This window comes from Kitasatospora sp. NPDC022856 (genome assembly GCF_055561235.1).
The window spans coordinates 72699-91476 of the sequence record NZ_JBVHHE010000016.1; the positions used below are offsets into that span (position 1 = coordinate 72699).

19 protein-coding genes are annotated in these 18778 nt (G+C 74.7%); 14 read left to right on the forward strand and 5 right to left on the reverse strand.

Annotation, left to right across the window (positions count from 1 at the left end):
* Positions 1 to 85: 85 nt before the first annotated feature.
* The gene (locus tag ACZ34W_RS21510; RefSeq protein WP_329487866.1) at positions 86 to 535 is read right to left on the reverse strand and encodes an SsgA family sporulation/cell division regulator; all 450 of its coding nucleotides are present in this window, start codon (positions 533 to 535) and stop codon (positions 86 to 88) included.
* Positions 536 to 861: 326 nt separating this feature from the next.
* On the opposite strand from ACZ34W_RS21510, the gene ACZ34W_RS21515 reads away from it, so the two are divergent.
* From ACZ34W_RS21515 to ACZ34W_RS21535, 5 genes are all read left to right on the forward strand, one after another.
* Positions 862 to 2694 (forward strand): DEAD/DEAH box helicase, encoded by a 1833-nt coding sequence (locus ACZ34W_RS21515; protein ID WP_329492114.1) that lies wholly within the window; start codon positions 862 to 864, stop codon positions 2692 to 2694.
* 259 nt (positions 2695 to 2953) lie between these two features.
* On the forward strand, positions 2954 to 3193 hold the full coding sequence (locus tag ACZ34W_RS21520) for a TM2 domain-containing protein (RefSeq protein WP_329487865.1): 240 nt from the start codon (positions 2954 to 2956) through the stop codon (positions 3191 to 3193).
* Positions 3194 to 3195: 2 nt separating this feature from the next.
* Entirely contained in the window at positions 3196 to 3687 is a 492-nt protein-coding gene (locus ACZ34W_RS21525) for a DUF2752 domain-containing protein (protein ID WP_465606240.1), read from the forward strand.
* A gap of 437 nt (positions 3688 to 4124) precedes the next feature.
* Positions 4125 to 4775, forward strand: a complete 651-nt coding sequence (locus tag ACZ34W_RS21530; RefSeq protein ID WP_329487863.1) for an IclR family transcriptional regulator — start codon at positions 4125 to 4127, stop codon at positions 4773 to 4775.
* Between the two features lie 24 nt (positions 4776 to 4799).
* Positions 4800 to 5606, forward strand: a complete 807-nt coding sequence (locus ACZ34W_RS21535) for a S16 family serine protease (RefSeq protein WP_352293238.1) — start codon at positions 4800 to 4802, stop codon at positions 5604 to 5606.
* A 37-nt stretch (positions 5607 to 5643) separates the two neighbouring features.
* On the opposite strand, the gene ACZ34W_RS21540 is transcribed toward ACZ34W_RS21535, so the two are convergent.
* Positions 5644 to 6210: an Lrp/AsnC family transcriptional regulator gene (locus ACZ34W_RS21540; RefSeq protein WP_359804906.1), complete on the reverse strand. Its 567-nt coding sequence runs from the start codon at positions 6208 to 6210 to the stop codon at positions 5644 to 5646.
* 203 nt (positions 6211 to 6413) lie between these two features.
* On the opposite strand from ACZ34W_RS21540, the gene ACZ34W_RS21545 reads away from it, so the two are divergent.
* A complete protein-coding gene (locus ACZ34W_RS21545) occupies positions 6414 to 6911 on the forward strand; it encodes a VOC family protein (protein WP_465606243.1) in 498 nt (165 codons plus the stop codon).
* A 66-nt stretch (positions 6912 to 6977) separates the two neighbouring features.
* On the opposite strand, the gene ACZ34W_RS21550 is transcribed toward ACZ34W_RS21545, so the two are convergent.
* On the reverse strand, positions 6978 to 7553 hold the full coding sequence (locus tag ACZ34W_RS21550; RefSeq protein ID WP_465606245.1) for a hypothetical protein: 576 nt from the start codon (positions 7551 to 7553) through the stop codon (positions 6978 to 6980).
* Between the two features lie 178 nt (positions 7554 to 7731).
* Between ACZ34W_RS21550 and ACZ34W_RS21555 the strand changes: the two genes are divergently transcribed.
* The 4 genes from ACZ34W_RS21555 to ACZ34W_RS21570 all read left to right on the forward strand — a co-directional run bounded on the left by ACZ34W_RS21555 (position 7732) and on the right by ACZ34W_RS21570 (position 13456).
* Complete coding sequence (locus tag ACZ34W_RS21555) at positions 7732 to 8457, forward strand: response regulator transcription factor (protein WP_329487858.1); 726 nt, start codon at positions 7732 to 7734, stop codon at positions 8455 to 8457.
* Between the two features lie 17 nt (positions 8458 to 8474).
* The gene (locus ACZ34W_RS21560) at positions 8475 to 10004 is read left to right on the forward strand and encodes a sensor histidine kinase (protein ID WP_465606403.1); all 1530 of its coding nucleotides are present in this window, start codon (positions 8475 to 8477) and stop codon (positions 10002 to 10004) included.
* 275 nt (positions 10005 to 10279) lie between these two features.
* Positions 10280 to 11878 carry a glycoside hydrolase family 18 protein gene (locus tag ACZ34W_RS21565; RefSeq protein WP_329487857.1) on the forward strand — a complete coding sequence of 533 codons (1599 nt, stop codon included), beginning with the start codon at positions 10280 to 10282 and terminating at the stop codon, positions 11876 to 11878.
* A gap of 174 nt (positions 11879 to 12052) precedes the next feature.
* On the forward strand, positions 12053 to 13456 hold the full coding sequence (locus ACZ34W_RS21570; protein WP_465606248.1) for a glycosyltransferase 87 family protein: 1404 nt from the start codon (positions 12053 to 12055) through the stop codon (positions 13454 to 13456).
* A 161-nt stretch (positions 13457 to 13617) separates the two neighbouring features.
* Here ACZ34W_RS21570 and ACZ34W_RS21575 read toward each other — a convergent pair whose 3' ends face one another.
* Positions 13618 to 14034, reverse strand: a complete 417-nt coding sequence (locus ACZ34W_RS21575) for an SsgA family sporulation/cell division regulator (protein WP_352293229.1) — start codon at positions 14032 to 14034, stop codon at positions 13618 to 13620.
* 396 nt (positions 14035 to 14430) lie between these two features.
* On the opposite strand from ACZ34W_RS21575, the gene ACZ34W_RS21580 reads away from it, so the two are divergent.
* A complete protein-coding gene (locus ACZ34W_RS21580; RefSeq protein ID WP_465606250.1) occupies positions 14431 to 16098 on the forward strand; it encodes an RDD family protein in 1668 nt (555 codons plus the stop codon).
* A 79-nt stretch (positions 16099 to 16177) separates the two neighbouring features.
* Positions 16178 to 16933 (forward strand): RDD family protein, encoded by a 756-nt coding sequence (locus tag ACZ34W_RS21585; RefSeq protein WP_465606252.1) that lies wholly within the window; start codon positions 16178 to 16180, stop codon positions 16931 to 16933.
* A 37-nt stretch (positions 16934 to 16970) separates the two neighbouring features.
* On the opposite strand, the gene ACZ34W_RS21590 is transcribed toward ACZ34W_RS21585, so the two are convergent.
* A complete protein-coding gene (locus ACZ34W_RS21590; protein ID WP_465606254.1) occupies positions 16971 to 17252 on the reverse strand; it encodes a hypothetical protein in 282 nt (93 codons plus the stop codon).
* Positions 17253 to 17485: 233 nt separating this feature from the next.
* Here ACZ34W_RS21590 and ACZ34W_RS21595 point away from each other — a divergent pair, with 233 nt between their 5' ends.
* Entirely contained in the window at positions 17486 to 18199 is a 714-nt protein-coding gene (locus tag ACZ34W_RS21595; protein WP_465606256.1) for an endonuclease V, read from the forward strand.
* A 127-nt stretch (positions 18200 to 18326) separates the two neighbouring features.
* Positions 18327 to 18773 carry a hypothetical protein gene (locus tag ACZ34W_RS21600; protein ID WP_465606258.1) on the forward strand — a complete coding sequence of 149 codons (447 nt, stop codon included), beginning with the start codon at positions 18327 to 18329 and terminating at the stop codon, positions 18771 to 18773.
* The last annotated feature ends 5 nt before the right edge of the window (positions 18774 to 18778 follow it).

Genomic DNA, 18778 nt, shown 5'->3' on the forward strand with positions numbered 1-18778 from the left:
CCGGCCCGCCGGGACGCCCGCCCGGGCCTCGGCCCCGGGCGGGCGCCGGCGGGCGCGCCACCGCCACCGCCACCGCCGGCGCCGGTCAGCCCAGGAGCTCGGCGAGGGCGCGGTCGGCGTCCAGGTGGCGGTGCTCCTCGCCCTCGGGAACGACCAGCCGGCTGTGCCAGAGGAAGCGCCGCAGGTCGGCGGTGTCGAACCGGACCAGCGCGGTGCCCTCGGCCGCGCGCAGCTCGACCATGGTGCGCCGGCCGGGGGCGGGCCGGACGTGGACGTCGCCGTCGCCGGCGGCCAGCTCCAGGCCGGCCGACAGCAGCTGCCGGGCGAAGACCCACTCGATGTCCGGGCCGGCGTCCCGGCCGGAGCCCGGCCCGGCGCCGTCGCCCGGTTCGTCCAGCGAGAACTCGGCGGGGAAGCCCATCCGGACGGCGAGCGGGTCCTCCCGGCGGTAGCCGAGGGCGACCCGCAGCCGGACCGACCGGTGGGCGGACAGGATCAGACGGGCCTGGACGGTCTCTTCGACGGTGGCGTGCACGGCGCGCCCTTTCTGGGGGAGTGAGGTCTTCGCGGGGGCATGAGGCCGGGGTGGCGGCTCTGGAGGGTGGGGCGGCCTCACTGGAGAGAGTCGGGCGGGGCGGTAGCGCTTACGCGGTTCCGGTGGGTGATTTCCGTGATCCGGGTCACATCGGTTTCCGGCCGTCCGGGCGAACCGGAGGTCGAGCCTGGCCGCTCGAACGGCGCCGGACCGGTACGCTGGACCGGTTGTCCGATTGCCGCCCGACCGCGGCCGGGGGCCGCTAAACGGCCTCTGACCTGCGATGATCCCCCTCGGAGACCGTGAGTACTGCCGCCGCCTCCTCGATGCCCCTCTTCTCCGACGCGCAGGAGCCGCACGCGCCCGCCCGGGCCGCCGGCCAAGGCGCGTCGGCCGCTTCGCACCACCTGTCGCCGGCCTTCCCCGGCCGGGCCCCCTGGGGCACCGCCGGCAAGCTCCGGGCCTGGCAGCAGGGTGCGCTGGACAGGTACATCGAGAACCAGCCGCGCGACTTCCTCGCGGTCGCGACCCCGGGCGCCGGTAAGACCACCTTCGCCCTGACGCTGGCCTCCTACCTGCTGCACAACCACCTGGTGCAGCAGATCACCGTCGTCGCGCCGACCGAGCACCTGAAGAAGCAGTGGGCCGAGGCCGCCGCCCGGATAGGCATCAAGCTCGATCCGGCCTACTCCTCGGGCCCGCTCTCCCGCGAGTACCACGGCATCGTGGTCACCTACGCGGGCGTCGGGGTCAACCCGATGCTGCACCGCAACCGGACCGAGGCCCGCAAGACGCTGGTCATCATGGACGAGATCCACCACGCCGGTGACTCGAAGTCCTGGGGCGAGGCCTGCTTCGAGGCCTTCGAGCCGGCCTCCCGCCGGCTGGCGCTGACCGGTACGCCGTTCCGTTCGGACACCAACCCGATCCCGTTCGTCCAGTACGAGGCGGGCGGCGACGGCATCCGCAAGTCGGTCGCCGACTACACCTACGGCTACGGGCACGCGCTCGCCGACCACGTCGTGCGTCCGGTGATCTTCCTGAGCTACAGCGGCAACATGCGCTGGCGCACCAAGTCCGGCGACGAGCTGGAGGCGCGGCTCGGCGAGCCGATGACCAAGGACCTGATCGCCCAGGCCTGGCGCACCGCGCTGGCGCCGCAGGGCGAGTGGATCCCCAGCGTGCTCCAGGCCGCCGACCGGCGGCTGAGCGAGGTCCGCAAGGCGATCCCGGACGCCGGCGGCCTGGTGATCGCCACCGACCAGAACACCGCCCGCGCCTACGCCAAGATCCTCCGGGAGATCAGCGGCGAGAAGGCCACCGTGGTGCTCTCCGACGAGGCGGAGGCGTCCCAGCGGATCTCCGACTTCTCGGCGGGCGACGCGCGCTGGATGGTCGCGGTCCGGATGGTGTCCGAGGGCGTCGACGTGCCGCGGCTGGCCGTCGGGGTGTACGCCACCTCGATCTCCACCCCGCTGTTCTTCGCGCAGGCCGTCGGCCGTTTCGTGCGGGCCCGCAAGCGTGGCGAGACCGCGTCCGTCTTCCTGCCGACCATCCCGACGCTGCTGGGCTTCGCCAACGAGATGGAGCTTCAGCGCGACCACGTGCTGGACCGGCCGAAGAAGGAGGGCGAGGGCCTCTTCGACGAGGAGGACCGGCTGCTCGCCGAGGCCGAGCGGGCCAACGACGGGCCGGACGGCGCGGGCGGCGAGGAGTTCTCCTACGAGGCGATCGGCTCCGACGCGGTCTTCGACCGGGTGCTGTACAACGCCATGGAATTCGGCATGCAGGCGCACCCGGGCAGCGAGGAGGAGGAGGAGTACCTCGGCATCCCGGGCCTGCTGGAGCCGGACCAGGTGCAGATGCTGCTGCAGAAGCGCCAGCACCGCCAGATCCAGCGCAGCAAGGCCAAGCCCGCCGAGGAGGCCGACCTGCTGGAGCTGCCGGCCGAGCAGCGGCCGGTGGTCACCCACCAGGAACTGCGCGAGCTGCGCAAGGAGTTGAACGCGCTGGTGGCGGCCTGGCACCACCGGACGAGCCAGCCGCACGGCACCATCCACAACGAGCTGCGGCGCCAGTGCGGCGGTCCGCTCACCGCGCAGGCGACGGTCAATCAGCTGAAGGCCCGGATCGAGCGGATCCGGGAGTGGGCGAAGTAACGGACGTCGGCGAATTGTCCGGCAACGCCCGAAGGTCATGTGACGGTCAGGCGAACGCGAAGAATCTGTGGAGACAGCCGGTGTGATGATCGGCTAGTGTTCCGCGTGCCGCGCCGCCTCCGGGTCTGTCGTGGCTGCGCCCCGCCCCGTCCGGACGGTGGCCGCAGCCCCCGGTGAGCCGGGCCGGCAACCTCACCAGTCGAGGCAGCGACCGTCCCGTCGCGAGCTCGAACATGCCGTCACAAGGAGCACACCGAACGTGTCGTACCCGCCCCACGCCCAGCCCGAGCTCTCCGACAAGTCCAAGGTCGTCGCCGGCATCCTGACGATCCTGCTCGGCAGCCTGGGCGTCGGCCGCTTCTACACCGGCCACATCGGCATGGGCATCGCCCAGCTGCTGACCTGCGGTGGTCTCGGTGTCTGGTCGCTGATCGACGGCATCCTGTTCCTCACCAGCAACGACCGCACGGACGCCCAGGGCCGTCTGCTGCGCAGCTGATCTTGCCCAGGCCATTCGCGGCGCGCCGCCCCGGCTCCGGCCGGGGCGGCTTCGCCGTGCCCGGGGCCGACGGCCCCGCCCCCCGGCTGCCGCTCCTCGCCCGGCTGCCCCTCCCGGCCCGGCTGCGCACCGCGGGACCGCCGCTGGCGGTGCTCGGCGGCGGCCTGGCCGGCTGCGCCTACCTGTGGTCGCGCGACCCGCACCTGCCCGGGCAGCTGCTGCCGTTCTGCCCCTGGCACAAGGTCACCGGGCTGGACTGCCCCGGCTGCGGCGGCACCCGGATGACGTACGACCTGCTGCACGGCGACCTCGCGGCGGCCTGGCACGACAACGCGGCGCTGCTGCTCTCGCTGCCGCTGGTCGCGCTCCTCTACCTCACCTGGCTGCGGCACGGCCTGGCCGGCCGGAGCTGGCGGCCGACGCTCGGCCGGGGCGGCACGGCGGTGGTGCTGGGCACCGCGGTGGCCTGGACGGTGCTGCGCAACCTGCTCTGAGCCGCGATCTGCTCTGAGCCGCGATCTGCTCCGAGCCGCGATCTGTTCCGAGCCGCCACCTGCTCCGAGGCGCGACCTGCTCCGAGCCGCGCCCGGCGAGCGGCCCCCGCCGCGGGGCTGTCCGAACTTCGGACTGTGGTCGAACTTGCGCCCAGTCCAGGGCTGTGAAATGTGGGCGTTTGTCCGGGTTCGTCATGCGTGACGAAATCGATCATGCCCGAATTTTGGACAACCACTTCCGCCGCGACAATTCCTTCACTACCTTTCCCACACGCTCCCCCGTCGGGTAACCCACGTCGGGACGGGCGCTGCAGGACCGCCAGGACGTCAAGGACGACACACCGCGGCCCGAGCGCGGCCACCCACCTGCGCGCGACACCTGAGTCCCGGACCGGCGCCGCCGCTCCGGCGGCCGCCGCGGAAAGGACATGCGCGTCGTGACTGCAGAGACCTCCCAGACCCTGGACCGGGGCGTCCGGGTCCTCAAACTCCTCGCCGACTCGGAACGCGGGCTCACCGTCACCGAGCTCGCCGCCCGCCTCGCGGTCAACCGGACCGTCGTCTACCGGCTGCTGGCCACGCTGGAGCAGCACGGGCTGGTCCGCCGCGACATCGGCGGCCGGGCCCGGGTGGGCCTGGGCGTGCTGCGGCTGGCCCACCGGGTGCACCCGCTGCTGCGCGAGGCGGCGCTGCCGGCCCTGCGCAGCCTGGCCGAGGACCTCGGCGCCACCGCCCACCTCACCCTGGTCGACGGCAACGAGGCGCTGGCCGTCGCCGTGGTCGAGCCCAGCTGGACGGACTTCCACGTCGCCTACCGGACCGGGCTGCGCCACCCGCTGGGGGAGAGCGCCGCCGGGCGGGCGATCCTGGAGGCGCGCGGCTTCCCCAGCCAGCGCCGTCCGGAGTCCGGTTTCGTCATCACCCGTGCGGAGGAGCAGTCGGGTGCGAGCGGCGCGGCCGCCGCACTGGTCGGGCTGAGCGGGATCGAGGGCAGCGTCGGCGTGGTGATGCTGAACGGGCTCGTCCCCGAGCGGGTCGGCCCCCGGGTGGTGGAGGCGGCGACCGAGGTCGCCGACGCCCTGCGATAGCGCCGGGTGTGTTTGGATGCCTCTGTGTCCGACACCAAGCTGCCCAAGGCCCTGACCGCCCCCCGCACCCGCGCGCTGGCACTGTGCGGGGTGCTGGTCGCCGCGCTGTTCGGCGTGGCGGCCTTCGTCCCGCTGCCGTACACGCTCACCTGGCCGGGGGTCACCGCGGACACCCTCGGCAGCTACCAGGACAAGCCGGTGCTGACCGTCACCGGAGCGCCGGTGCGCACCACCGACGGGGAGCTGCGGATGGTGACCATCTCGGCGACCAATCCGGGGGACCGCACCACCTTCTGGCGGTCGCTGCGGGCCTGGTTCGACCAGGACGAGGCGGTGCGTCCGACCGAGACGGTCTACCCGCAGGGTGATCCGGCCAAGGCGCAGGAGGTGACGGCCCAGCAGATGACCGAGTCGCAGGACAGCGCCACCACGGCCGCGCTCTCCTACCTCCACCTCTCGCCCGCCCAGGTGAAGGTGAAGGTCGACCTCGGTGACATCGGCGGCCCGAGCGCGGGCCAGATGCTGGCGCTGGGCATCGTCGACAAGCTGGCCGGCGACGGCAAGGGCGGCGACCTCACCGGCGGGCTGACGGTCGCGGGGACCGGCACCATCGACGACCAGGGCGTCATCGGCCCGGTCGGCGGCGTGCCGCTGAAGACCCAGGCGGCGGCCCGGGACGGCGCGACGGTGTTCCTGCTGCCCAAGGACGAGTGCGCGGACGCCAAGGTCAACCTGCCCGACGGTCTGCGGCTGGTGCCGGTGGGCACGCTGAGCGAGTCGATCTCCGCGCTGGACGCGCTGCGCGGCGGCGGGACCGTCCCCACCTGCTGAGGTCCCGGCGGGCACCGCCGGAGCCGGACCGGACGGGCTACTCGGCCGCGGCCTGGTCCACCAGCGGCAGGATCCGGTACGGCACCGGGTTCTCCAGCGCGATGGCCGTCGAGGAGCGGACGATCCCGTCGAACCCCACCACCCGGTCGATCACGCGCTGCAGATCGGCGTTGGAGCGGGCCACGATCCGCACCATCATGTCCCCGTGCCCGGTGATCGTGTGCAGCTCCAGGACCTCCGGCACCGCCGCCAGGTGGGCCCGCACGTCGGCGCCCTGGCCCTGGGAGATCTCCAGCGTGGCGAAGGCCGTCACCGGGTAGCCGAGCGCGGCCGGGTCGACCTCGGGCCCGAAGCCGCCGATCACCCCCTTGGCCTGGAGCCGGTCCAGCCGCGCCTGGACGGTGCCCCGGGCCACCTGGAGGCGGCGCGAGCACTCCAGCACGCCGATCCGCGGCTCCTCCGCCAGCAGCCGGATCAGCCGGCCGTCCAGGACGTCGATCGCGTCGTTGGCGGTACCCGGCGCGGCGGCCGAAGACGCTTGCCCAGGAGTGGAGTTGGGCGATCCGGTGGAGTTCGGGGAACTCGGGGAGTGGGCGGGGGGCATCGCGGGGCTCCGTCCTCCGGTGGGCATTCTGTACAGCGGTGCGGCCGATTCTCCCGCCCCGGCGCACACCTTGACCAGGAGGAAACGGAACAGTTGCGCGCCGGTCGGCCCGGCGCCACCCTCCAGCCACAACCCCGTGAGCCGGTCCCCACGCCGGCCCGCGGGGCAGACCGTGGTTGCGCACGCCCACCGGGAGGGCCGTCATGACCGACACCGCCGCCGAACCCCTGCTGTTCACCGCGGGCCTGGAGGAGCCCGACCTCGTCCCGATGGGGCACGCCGACGCGGTGGTCTTCGCCGTCGCCGACGCGGAGCGTGCGGCACGCCGCTACGCCACGGCGCTCGGCCTGCGCTGTACCGCCTACGCCGGGCCCGACACCGGCGAGCCGGAGACCGTCTCCTACGTGCTGCGCGCACCCGGGACCAGGTTCGTGCTGACCTCGCTGGTCCAGGTGATCGGGCCGCGCGGCCGGGAGCTGGCCGGCCACCTGGCCCGGCACGGCGACGGGGTGCTCGACCTCGCCGTCGGCGTTCCGGACGTCCACTACGCCTACGACTACGCGGTGGACCGGGGCGCCAGCTCGCTCGCCGAGCCCTACGAGGCTCACGACCGGTACGGGGTGGTGGTGCTGGCCTCGATCGGGGTGCCCGGCGGCACCCGGCACACCCTGGTCGACCGCTCCCGCTACCGGGGCCCGTAGTACCTGCCCGGGTACGTCCCCTTCGACCGGTGGTGACCGCCCGGGGGACCGCCGGGCGGACGGCGGTCAGCGGACGACCGTCTCCACCGTCGGCGGGTGGCCGTTCCAGGCGACGAAGACCGAGTTGGCCTGGTCGCCCTTGGTGAAGTCCACCCGCATCCACTGCGGGCCGTTCCAGACCTGCATCTGCCAGCCCGGGTCCGGGGTGGCGGAGACCAGCGAGGCGTTGTCCGGCCGGATGTCCAGGGCCACCTTGCCGCCGGGGACGGGGTAACTGCGCACGGTGGACGTGGCGGTCGGGGCGGCGGCCGCGGTCGTCGTGGCGGTGGTGGGCGCGGGACGGCGTGACGCGGGCGAGGTACCGGGCGCCGCCGCACTGCGCTGGGTGGTCGACGAGGCCGGCGCGGGCGTCGGGCCGGAGCTCTCCGGCCGGGGCGCGGACGGCTCCTGGGGCGGCGTCGGAACCGGCGCCGACGTGACCGGGGAGCGTGCTCCGCCGGCGGCCGGGGACGGCAGCGGCAGCGCCGTCGGCTGCTCGAACGCGGCGCCGGTCAGCACCGCGTGCACGCCGAACCAGGACAGCGCCACCGCCGCCCCGGTGGCCGCCGCCCAGGCGCCGAGCTGTACCAGTCCGTTCCGCATCGTGCGCACATCCTGCCGTATTCGGGGCCGCCGCAGGTGGGCAGCCCTGCTATTCAGCAGGCAACTTGCACAAAACACCAGGGGACGGAGCGAATCGGTCCGGAGCCGTCCGGCGGCCCCTCCCGGACCCACCCCGAGGTACAGACCACCGCACGCCGATGGCGTACCGTGCAGCCCCATGGCAACAGTGCTCGTGGTCGAGGACGACCCCTTCGTACGCTCCGCCCTCATCCGGCATCTGGCCGACACCGGTCACGCGGTCCGCAGTGTGGGCACGGCACTTGAGGCGTTGCGCGAGGTGGCCCAGGTCGGCTGCGACCTGGTGATCCTCGATCTCGGCCTGCCCGATCTGGACGGCAGCGAGGCGCTCAAGATGATCCGTGGCCTGACCAACGTGCCGGTGATCATCTCCACCGCCCGGGACGACGAGGCCGAGATCGTCCGGCTGCTCAACGACGGTGCCGACGACTACCTGGTGAAACCTTTCTCCGGGGAACACCTCAGCGCCCGGATGGCCGCCGTACTGCGCCGCCTCGGCGGCGGGACGGCCCCGGTCACCCAGGTGCTCCGGGTCGGCGGGCTCGCCATCGACCTCCAGCGCCGCGAGGCCACCCTGGACGGCCGGGCGCTCGACCTGACCCGCCGCGAGTTCGACCTGCTGGCCTTCCTCGCCGCCCGCCCCGGCGTGGTCGTGCCGCGCAAGGAGATCCTGGCCGAGGTGTGGCGCCAGACCTACGGCGGCGACCAGACCATCGACGTCCACCTCTCCTGGCTGCGCCGCAAGCTCGGCGAGACCGCCTCCAACCCCCGCTACCTGCACACCGTGCGCGGCGTCGGCGTCCGGCTGGAGGCGACCGGGCACCCGGCGGGGCCCGGCCCCGCCCCCACGGAGGGCCGGGCGTGAGGCGGTTCGGGCACTCGTTGCGCTGGGCCCTGATCAAGGCCGCGGTGGCCGGGACCACCATGGTCGCGCTGGCCTTCCTCATCCCGCTCGGGCTGATGGTCCAACAGACCGCGCGGGACCGGGCGTTCACCGCGGCCGAACGGCAGGCGGCGGCGCTCGGCCCGGCCCTCGCCATCACCACCGACCAGGGCGCCATCGCCCGTGCGGTGGCCAGTACCGACGCCGGTGCGCAGGGGCGGATGGCGGTCCATCTGCCGGCCCCGGGCCCGGTGCCGGCCGCGGACTCGCCCTCGCCGCCCTCGGCGCCGTCGAACCCGCCGTCGAACCCGCCGTCGAACCCGCTGCCGTCATCGTTGCCCTCCTCGCTGCCCTCCGAACCGTCCTCCGCCGGGGCGCCGATGATCGGGCCGGACGGCGGGGCGACCATCGGCGAGGCCCGTGCGCTGGCCGCCGACGTGGGCACCGCCGGCGGCCAGGGCCGCTCGTTCACCGTCGAGGTGCCCGGCGGCTTCGCCCTCCTGCAGCCGGTGGCCGTCGACACCGGCCGGACGGCCGTGGTCGAGGTGTTCGTGGCCGACGGCGACCTCACCCGCGGGGTCTCCACCGCCTGGCTGGTGCTGTCCGCGGTCGCGCTCGCCCTGGTCGCCATCTCGGTGCTGGTGGCCGACCGGATGGGCACCCGGATCGTCGGCTCGGCCCGCCGGTTGGCCGCCGCGGCCCGCTCGCTCGGCGGCGGCAACCTCGCCGTCCGGGTGCCCGTCGACGACCGGCGGACCGCCGGGAGCCCGGAGGAACTGCGCGAAGCCGCCCACGCGTTCAACACGATGGCCGACCGGGTCGTCCAGTTGCTCGCCGCCGAAAGGGAGTTGGCCGCCGACCTGTCGCACCGGCTGCGCACCCCGCTCACCGTGCTGCGGCTCAACGCCGCCTCGCTGGGCGAGGGCGACGCGGCCGACGCCACCCGGCACGCCGTCTCCCAACTGGAGCGCGAGGTCGACCAGATCATCCGTTCGGCCCGGCGGGCGCCCGAGGACGCGCCCGCCGTCACCGTCGGCTGCGACGCCGCCGAGGTGATCCGGGAGCGGGTCGGCTTCTGGTCCGCGCTCGCCGAGGACGAGGGGCGCCGCTGGCAGTTGGCCGGCGCCGACCAACCCGCCGGCGTGTCCGTCCAACGCGGCGACCTCGCCGCCGCCGTCGACGCCCTGCTCGGCAACGTCTTCCGCCACACCGCCGTCGGCACCGCGTTCTCGGTCGACGTGCTCGCCACCGACAGCTCGGTGATCGTGCTGGTCGGCGACGCCGGACCGGGCTTCACCGACCCCGAGGCCGCCCTGGAGCGCGGGCAGGGCGACGGCGGCGAGGGCTCCACCGGCCTCGGCCTGGACATCGCCCGCAAGCTCGCCGAGGTCACCGGCGGCGACCTCGCGCTCGGTCGCTCCGCCGGGCTCGGGGGCGCCGAGATCCGGCTGCGGCTGCAGGCCCGCCCCGACGGCGCCCCCGCCCGCGCCAGCCGCCGGCGCAGCCGCGGCACGCTGTTCCAGCGCTGAGCGGTCCCCGGCGCCGGGCGGCCCCGCGCGCCGGTGCCGCGCACCGGTGTCGCCCCTCTTCCTTAAGCGGGCCCTAAGAGAGCTGTACCCCTCGCTCAGCAGGCCCGTTCCGGCCCTCCCGCCCCACTAGCGTCATCCGCGCCGGTCACCCGACCGAGCCGGGTCACGCCGCCCGCGACGGGTCCATCCACCCGCGCCCGGCCGCCGCGACCCCGTCCGGCCCAGCCGTCCCCCGCGCCCTCCGGGCGGGAGGCGCCCCCTACGGAGGTACGCCCATGACGACCCAGCCCGAACGCCGCCGGGGCCGCCGCCGACGCAGCCGCAAGGGAGTCGTCCTCGCCTCCTCGGCCGTCGCCGCCGCGCTGGTCGCGGGCGCGGCCGTGGCCCTCGCCTCCTCGGCCAGCGCCGCCTCGCTCGGCGCCGTCTACACCCGCACCAGCGCCTGGGACGCCGGCTACACCGGCCAGTACCTGGTCACCAACCCGGCCGGCAGCGCGATCGAGGACTGGACGCTGTCCTTCGACCTGCCGGCCGGAGCGAAGATCGACTCGCTCTGGAACGCCACCTTCAGCGCCGACGGGCAGCACGTCACCGTCAAGCCCGAGGCTTGGAGCAAGCGACTGGAGCCCGGCCGGAGCCTGGTGGTCGGCTTCGTCGCCCAGGGCGCCGGCGCCGCGCAGGCGGAGCCCGGCAACTGCCTGATCAACAACGCCTCCTGCAAGGCCGGCGACACCGTGCCGACCCCCTCGGGCCGCCCGACGGGCACCCCCGGCACCTCGCCGACCCCGACCGGCACGCCCGTCGTGACGCCGACCGCGACGGCCACCGCCACCGCCCGGCCGACCACCGCGTCCCCGAGCCCCACCGCCACGACCAGGCCGACCACCCCGGCGCCGACCACCAGCGCCACCCCCGCGCCCACCGCCACCGCGACCGGCACGCCCGCCCCGGCCACCGGCGCCGGCTTCGCGCCGTACGTGGACACCTCGCTGTACCCGCCGTACGACCTGGTCGCCACCGCGAAGGCCACCGGCGTGAAGAACTTCACCCTCGCCTTCGTGGTCTCCGGCGGCGGCTGCACCCCGAAGTGGGGCGGCGTCAGCGAGCTGTCCGCCGACGCGGTGGCCGCCCAGATCGGCGCGCTGCGGGCGATCGGCGGCGACGTCCGGGTCTCCTTCGGCGGCGCCAACGGCAGCGAGCTGGCCCTCGCCTGCGCCACCACGGCCGACCTGACCGCCGTGTACCAGAAGACCGTCGACGCCTTCGGTTTGACCAAGGTCGACTTCGACGTCGAGGGCGGCGCGATCGCCAACACCGCCGCCAACACCCGCCGTGCCCAGGCCGTCGCCCAGCTGCAGAAGAACGCGGCCGCCAAGGGCAAGGCCCTGGACGTCTCCTTCACCCTCCCCGCGCTGCCCTCCGGCCTCACCCAGGAAGGCGTCGACCTGGTGGCCGACGCCAAGCGCAACGGCGTCGCGATCGGCGCGGTCAACATCATGGCGATGGACTTCGGGGACGGCGTCGCCCCGAACCCGCAGGGTCAGATGGGCAAGTACGCCATCGCCGCGGCCACCGCCACCCAGGCCCAGGTCAAGAGCGTGCTCGGGCTGGACGACGCGGCCGCCTGGCGCAAGGTCGCGGTCACCCCGATGATCGGGGTCAACGACGTGGCCAGCGAGGTCTTCACCGTCGCCGACGCCAAGCAGCTCGCCGAGTTCGCCGGGACCAAGCACCTGGCCTGGCTGGCGATGTGGTCCGGCACCCGCGACAAGGCGTGCGCTGGCGGTGCCAAGGCGTACGCCGACGCGAGCTGCAGCAGCATCGTCCAGCAGCCGCTGGACTTCACCCGGGCCCTCGGCGCCTACGCCGGCTGAGCCCCGCGATCCCTCCCCGGGACCCCGGCCGTCCGTGCTCCGCCCGCAACGGAGTACGGCCGGCCGGGGTGCACTTCCACCCGGGCGATCACGCTCGGTAGTCGGCTCGACCGGACCCGGTCGCCGGGCATCCGGTATCGTCGCTGGTTGGCCGAACGGTGGACGGAGCGAACAGTGACAGCGGTGCAAGACGAGCGCAGCGTGGTGCCGACGGCACCGGACCCGGCGCCCGGACCTCTGTCGGACCGCCTCAAGGACGCCCTCGGCGCGCCCGTGCGGGCCCTGCGGGAGGCACCGCGCCGCCCGCTGCTGGCCGTCTCCGCCGTGGCGCTGCTGTCCCTGGTGGTCTACGCCGTGGTGCGGCACTTCGTCCACACCTCGATGGTCGACATGATCGTCTACCGGGCGGAGGGCGGCGCCGTCGCCGACGGGACCGACCTCTACGCGCTGCGGGTCACCGAATGGAACCTGCCCGCCACCTACCCGCCGTTCGCCGCGATGCTGTTCGTGCCGACGACCTGGTTCCCGGTGCCGTTCCTGCGGGTGGCGATCACGCTCGGCAACCTCGGGCTGCTCGCGCTGCTCACCCACCTGTCGTTCAAGCTGGTCGGCTGGCCGCGCCGCGAACTGCGCCCGCTCGGCGTGATCCTGGTCACCGGCGGCGGCGTCTGGCTCGAACCGGTCTTCACCACGCTGCGCTACGGCCAGATCAACCTCGCGCTGGCCTGCCTGATCCTCTGGGACCTCACCCGCCCCGACGGCCGCCGCAGCAAGGGCGTCGCGATCGGCATCGCCGCGGGCATCAAGCTCACCCCCGGCCTCTTCGCCGTCTACCTGCTGCTCACCGGCCGGATCCGGGCCGCCTTCGTGGCCGGCTTCACCTTCCTCGGTACCTTCCTGCTCGGCGCGCTCGTCCTGCCCGACGCCACCTGGGGCTTCTGGACCAAGTACCTCTACGACTCCTCGCGGGTCGGCAAGACCGAGATCGTCGACAACCAGTCGGTACGCGGCGCCGTGGCCCGGCTGCTGCACACCGCCGAGCCCGGGACCGTCGCGACGCTGGCCGGCGCCGTGATCGCGGTGCTCGGCCTCGCCATCGCCGCCTGGGCGGCCTCCAGCTCCCGCTGGCTGCCGCGCGCCGAGGCGTGGGGCGTCTGCTGCGCCGCCGTCACCGCGGTCCTGATCTCGCCGATCAGCTGGACCCACCACTGGATCTGGTGCGTGCCCGTGCTCGCGCTGCTCGCCTGCGAGGCCGCGGTCGAGCAGGCCCGCCCGGCCGCCGTCCGCCGGCTGCGCTGGCGCGCGGCCTTCGGGGCGACGCTGATCGCCTTCTTCTCGTTCGGGATGTGGGTCGTGCCGCACCACGGCGACCTCGACCTGCACCTGTCGGCGGTCAGCCAGATCCCGGCCTCGGTCTACCCGCTCGTCGGGATCTGCTTCCTGCTGGCCTCGGCGCTACGGATAAGGGCGCGGCGGCGGGCCGCCGGCGCCCCGCTCGTCCCGCTGCCCGGGCAGCGCAGCGGCGGCGGCCGTCCGGGCCCCGCGCACGACCGTCAGCAGGCCCCCGCGGCCCGCTGAGTCGCCGGGGACTCCCGGGCCCACGGGCCCGGGGGTGCTCCACCCGGGGCCGCCGTGGGCGGGGGTCCCGCTTCCGGGGGTTCCGCGTCCGGGGCTGTCCCGCCCGGGGGTGCCCGGTGCCGGGGCGGCCGGGGTGGGGCGGCGCCGTGCGGCGCGGTCGCTCACGCGAGCAGCTCGGCGAGCGACCCGTCCATGTCCAGCGCGGCCAGTTCGCTGCCCGGCGGCACCAGCCGGTGCGCCCGCTCCAGCCAGGCGGCCACCACCGGCAGCGGGGCCTCCAGCAGGGCGTCCCCGGCGGGCGAACTCAGGGCCATGCAGAGCACGCTGCGCCGGCCCGAGCGGGTCGGCCAGATCCGCACGTCCCCCTGGCCGCACGGCCGGAAGGTGCCCTCCACCAGCAGCTCGCGGGCGAACACCCAGGTGACCGGCGAGCCGGTGTCCAGGTGGAAGGTGATGTGCACCGCGTAGGGGTCGTGGCTGCCGTAGGACAGTCGGGCCGGGACGGGGACGCTGTGCTCGGGGGAGAGCACCAGGTTGAGTTCCAGCTCGTGCTCGACCACGCTCGTCGCGCGCTCCATGATCGGGTTCCTCTCTGACTCCGGTTCGTGCCCGGTTCCGGGCCCTGTGACCTTGGAGAGCGCGGGTCGAGGGCGCTCTTACACATGTTTCCGAGATTTCTTGGCGGAGTTCCCGCGGGCGTGGGCGGGCCGTGGAGACCGTGGGGGAGCGGGCGCGGGTCCGCTGACGCGCGCCGTCCTCCTTATCCCGGGCGGACCCGGCCTGTCCGGCGATCGCGCAACTTGCCACCTTCGCGCCGCCGAGGTACTACCCTTTGTGACTGCCCCGCGACTGTCCGCCAATGAGGCGGTGTCCTCGCGCGCGCCGACGGGCGAAGCGACCTCCGCCGCCCGAGTCGCCGTCGCGTGGTCCGCCCGCCGGGTGCGCCGCAACGGCCCTGCCAGAAAGAAGACCCCATGACGGACCGGCCCTTCGCCGGCGGCGCGGAGACGGCCGTCGGCCCCACACCGGGGTACTACCCCGACCCCTCGGTGCCCGGCTTCGTCCGCTACTGGGGCGGTACCGCGTGGGTGCCGGGCACCAGCCGCCCGGCCCCGGCCGCGGGCGAGGTGCTGCAGCCGCCCCGGTTCGCGGCCCGCCGCGGCGGCGTGGCGGGTGGCGCGGCGGCCGGCGCGGGGGCTGGGCCCGGGGCGGGGGCGCGCTTCGTGCCGCCGCCGGCGTCGCCGGAGGCCCGTCCGCCGTCGTCCGCGGTGCCGTCTTCCGCGGTGCCGTCTTCCGCTGTACCTCCGTCCGTCGCGCCTTCGTCCGTCGCGCCTGCGCGTGCGGTGCCCTCGCCCGCGGTGCCGGCGATCGCCGGGATGTCCGGGGAGACCGGGCCGGTGTACCTGGACCAGACGGCGGGTGGGGCGTCGTTCAGCGTCGGGCCGCATCTGGCGGCCCGTGCGGCGCTGCGTCCGGCGGTGGCGCAACCGGCCGCCGGTGAGGAGGCGGCGCGCGCCGGGGAGATCCGCGACGGGGCCGCCGGGCGGGAGCGCGGCGGCACGGTCGAGGAGGCGGAGGAGGTCGAGGAGCAGCGTGCGGGCGAGCCGGGGGCCGTCGGCTGGCAGGTCGACCCGCGGGCGCAGCGTGGCCTGATGGAGACCGGCGGTGCGCCGCGCTGGGTCTCCTGGGGCGTGCTGCCGGGGGCGGAGCCGGACTCCGGCGCGGACGGGCCGGCGGAGGATCGGGCGGTGGGTGCGGCGCGGCTGTCCGGCGAGGCATCCGGCGAGCGGGCGGAGCCCGTCGCCGCGCCGGTGGCCGGGCGTGCTCCCGAGGCGGTGCCGGTGCCCGCGTCGGTGCCTGCGCCTGCCTCGGAGCCGGAGCCGGAGTCGGAGCCGGTGTCGGTGTCGGAGTCGCAGCCGGTGTCGGAGCAGGCCTCGGGGTCGCAGCCGGACGCTTCGGCCGAGTCGGCCGTCGCGGTGGTGCCCGCCGTCACGGTCCCCCGCACCCTCACCACCTCGTCCGCCGCCACCACCTCGTCCGCCGCCCCGGTCGCGGGGCCGGTCGGAGCCCCCGCTCCGGGCGCGCTCGCCGACCCGGCGAAGGCCGGGGCCGCCGTGCCCCGGCCGGCTCGCCGTCGTCCCCCCGCCCCGCTGCCCGCCGGGCTCGGACGCCGGCTGGCCGCCCGACTGGTGGACACCGCCGTCCTCGCCGTGGTCGCCACCGCGACCGCCATCCCGCTCGGCAACTCCGTGGTGTCCCACGTCCAGCAGAAGCTCGACCAGGCCAGGATGGCCAGCGCGCTGACCCGCCGCCAGGTGGACGTCTGGCTGGTGGACGGGGTGGTGCTGGGCAAGGTGGCCGTCCTGTTCGCCGTCCTCGCCTTCGTCGGGGTGCTCTACGAAGTCCTGCCGACCGCCCGCACCGGGCAGACCTTCGGCAAGCGCCTGGTCCGGATCCGGGTGGTCCACGCGGCCCCGTCGGCCGCCCGGGACCGGCTGAGCCTCGCCCGGTCGCTGGCCCGCTGGCTGGCCCGGAACGCCTCGGCGGTGCTGCTGCTCGGCCTGGTCTGGCCGCTGTTCGACCGCCCCGCCCGGCGCGGGTGGCACGACCGGATGGCGGGCACCCGGGTGGTCCGGGGCTGACCGCGGTACGCCGGAGGTTGCCGGGCGAAACGGACTAAATATCCGAAACTTAGCCAATCTGCAATGTTCTACTCGTTGAATGAGCACCCAGAACCCCTCAGGCTCCGAGCCGGAGGGGGGCGGTCAGCCCTCCTTCGACAAGCAGCCCCCGTCCCCGGGTGGCGGCACGCCGGAAGGTGCGCCGTCGGACCCGTCCGGAAACCCGCCGCCGTCCTCGACCCCGCCGCCCGGCAGTCCCTACGGCGACCGGCCCGGCGCGTACGGGGGCGACTACGGGGGCACCCCCGGCGGTTCGCCGTACGGGCAACCGCCGCACGGGCAGGACCCGTACGGCGGGCCGCCGTCCGACCAGCCACCGCCCGGATACGGGTCTGCGGGGCACGGCACGCCCGGCGCCGGGCCCGTCCCCGGGATGCCGCCGCTCGGCACCTGGCCGAACCGGATCCTCGCGCAGGTGATCGACTACGTCCTGGTGCAGATCGTGGCGATCGTCCTGGTGCTGCCCTTCGCCACGCTCAGCGACCGCTCGGGCGAGGCCGGCGCGTTCTGGCTGGCCTGCGGCCTCTACCTGATCTACGACGGCGTGATGCTCAGCCGGGACGGCCAGACCCTCGGCAAGAAGGCCATGAAGATCAGGGTCGCGATGCTGATCGACGGCAGCACGCCGCCACCGGCCGCCGCCTGGACCAGGGCCGCCGTCTTCATCCTCCCTGCGGTCATCTGCTGCGCGGCGCTCTGGTGGCTGATCGACGGGCTGTTCGGCGTCTTCGACAAGCCGTACCGCCAGTGCCTCCACGACAAGGCCGCGAAGACCGTGGTGGTCTCCACGGTCTGATCCCGTCCGCGTGTCCGGACCGCCCGGTGGTGCCGCCTCAGCGCTGCCGGGCGTACGCGTGCCCGGCCGGGGCCGGGGCGTCGGCTTGGCGGGGTGCCGCGCCGGGCGTGGCGGTGGTGCCGGCCGTGGCGGTGGTGCGGCGCTGCGCGGCGGTGGACAGCGACAGCAGCGTCACCAGCGTCCCGAGCGCGAGCGCGAAGCCCACCAGCACGGCGATCTCCAGGACGCCCGTGGCGCCCGAGACGGCCAGCAGCGCCACGGCGGCGGCGACGACGGTGCAGGTGCCGAGGCAGAACTGAGCGGTGGTCGGGCGCGGCATGGCGATCGGTCCTTCGCACGTCGGGGGAACGGGCGGGAAGCGGGGTGGAGCGGTGCCGGTGCTGGAAACCTCTCCACAACTCCTACCCAGTACGGCAGTTCGGTAAGTGCAGCCTAAGCCGCCGGATCCGGGGCACGGGGGGCGCACAGGCTCACTGCGGGGTCGTCCGCCCCACTCGGTACGGTGACCGGGACACATTCCTTGACACCCGACGCCCCAGGGGGAGACCCTCCGTGCCCATCCCCGCCGACTGGCCCGCCACCGAGGCCGAGGCGCTCACCGAACAGGAACGGCTGCGACCGCTCGTCCAGCCGTACGGCCCCGTCCCGGGGGCCGGGACCGAGGCCGACGACGCGCTGATCGCCGGTGTGGACGTCGCCTACGACGACGAGCGGGACCTCGTGGTCGCCGCCGCCGTGGTCCTGGACCGCGAGACCCTGGCCGTCGTCGACGAGTCGACCGCCGTCGGCCGGATCGCCTTCCCCTACGTGCCCGGCCTGCTCGCCTTCCGTGAACTCCCGGCCGTGCTGGACGCCCTGGCCGCCCTCCGCCGCACCCCCGGCACCGTGGTCTGCGACGGCTACGGCCTCGCCCACCCGCGCCGCCTCGGCCTGGCCAGCCATCTCGGCGTGCTCACCGGCCTGCGCACGCTCGGCGTCGCCAAGACCCCGTTCGTCTTCGACCACCACGAGCCCGGGGCCGCCCGCGGCGCCTGGACCCCGCTCACCGACCCGGCCACCGGGGAGGAGGTCGGCCGCGCCGTCCGGACCAGAGCCGGCGTCAAACCGGTGTTCGTCTCCGTCGGCCACCGGATCGGCCTGTCCGAGGCGGTCGCCACCACCCTGGCCCTCGCCCCGCACTACCGGCTGCCCGAGACCACCCGCCGCGCCGACTCGCTCTGCCGCCGCGCCCTCACGGCCCGACAGCGTGGAACATCCGTGAACTGACGGTCCGCCAGGACGTCGACCGCTTCGCCGCGAGCACCGTTCAGCTTGCCCCGCCCATGTGTTAGACATGTGTCTCCCGGAGCTGTGCACGACAGCGCGGGGCGGACGCACGGGGGAGGCGCCGGACGTGTCAACGGGGACCGGATCGACGGGCGGGGCCGGCGGCGGCTACCGCGTCGAAGTCGAGCAACTACGGGCCTTCGCCGCCCAGGTGAGGCTCCTGCTGGCCGAGTTCGAACGCCATGCCGACGGCACCCGCACCCACGGACAGAGCGCTGTCGGCAAGACCTCCTTCGGCACCTTCGCCGAGGCCACCGAACTGCACGGCCGGTACCAGACGATGCGCGACGGCCTGCGCGACGTGCTCAACCAGCTCCAGGAGGCCGTCGACGAGGCCCAGAAGAAGGCCGAACTCACCGCCACCAACTACCAGGAGCAGGAACACCGCACCGCCGGCAAGCTGAAACTCGGCGACGACGGCTGGTCGGTGGCGGAACCGTCCGCCACCAGCACCGCCGCCTACACCCGCACGGTGGCGCCGCCCCGGCACGACGGCGGGAAGTCCGAACGATGAGCGCC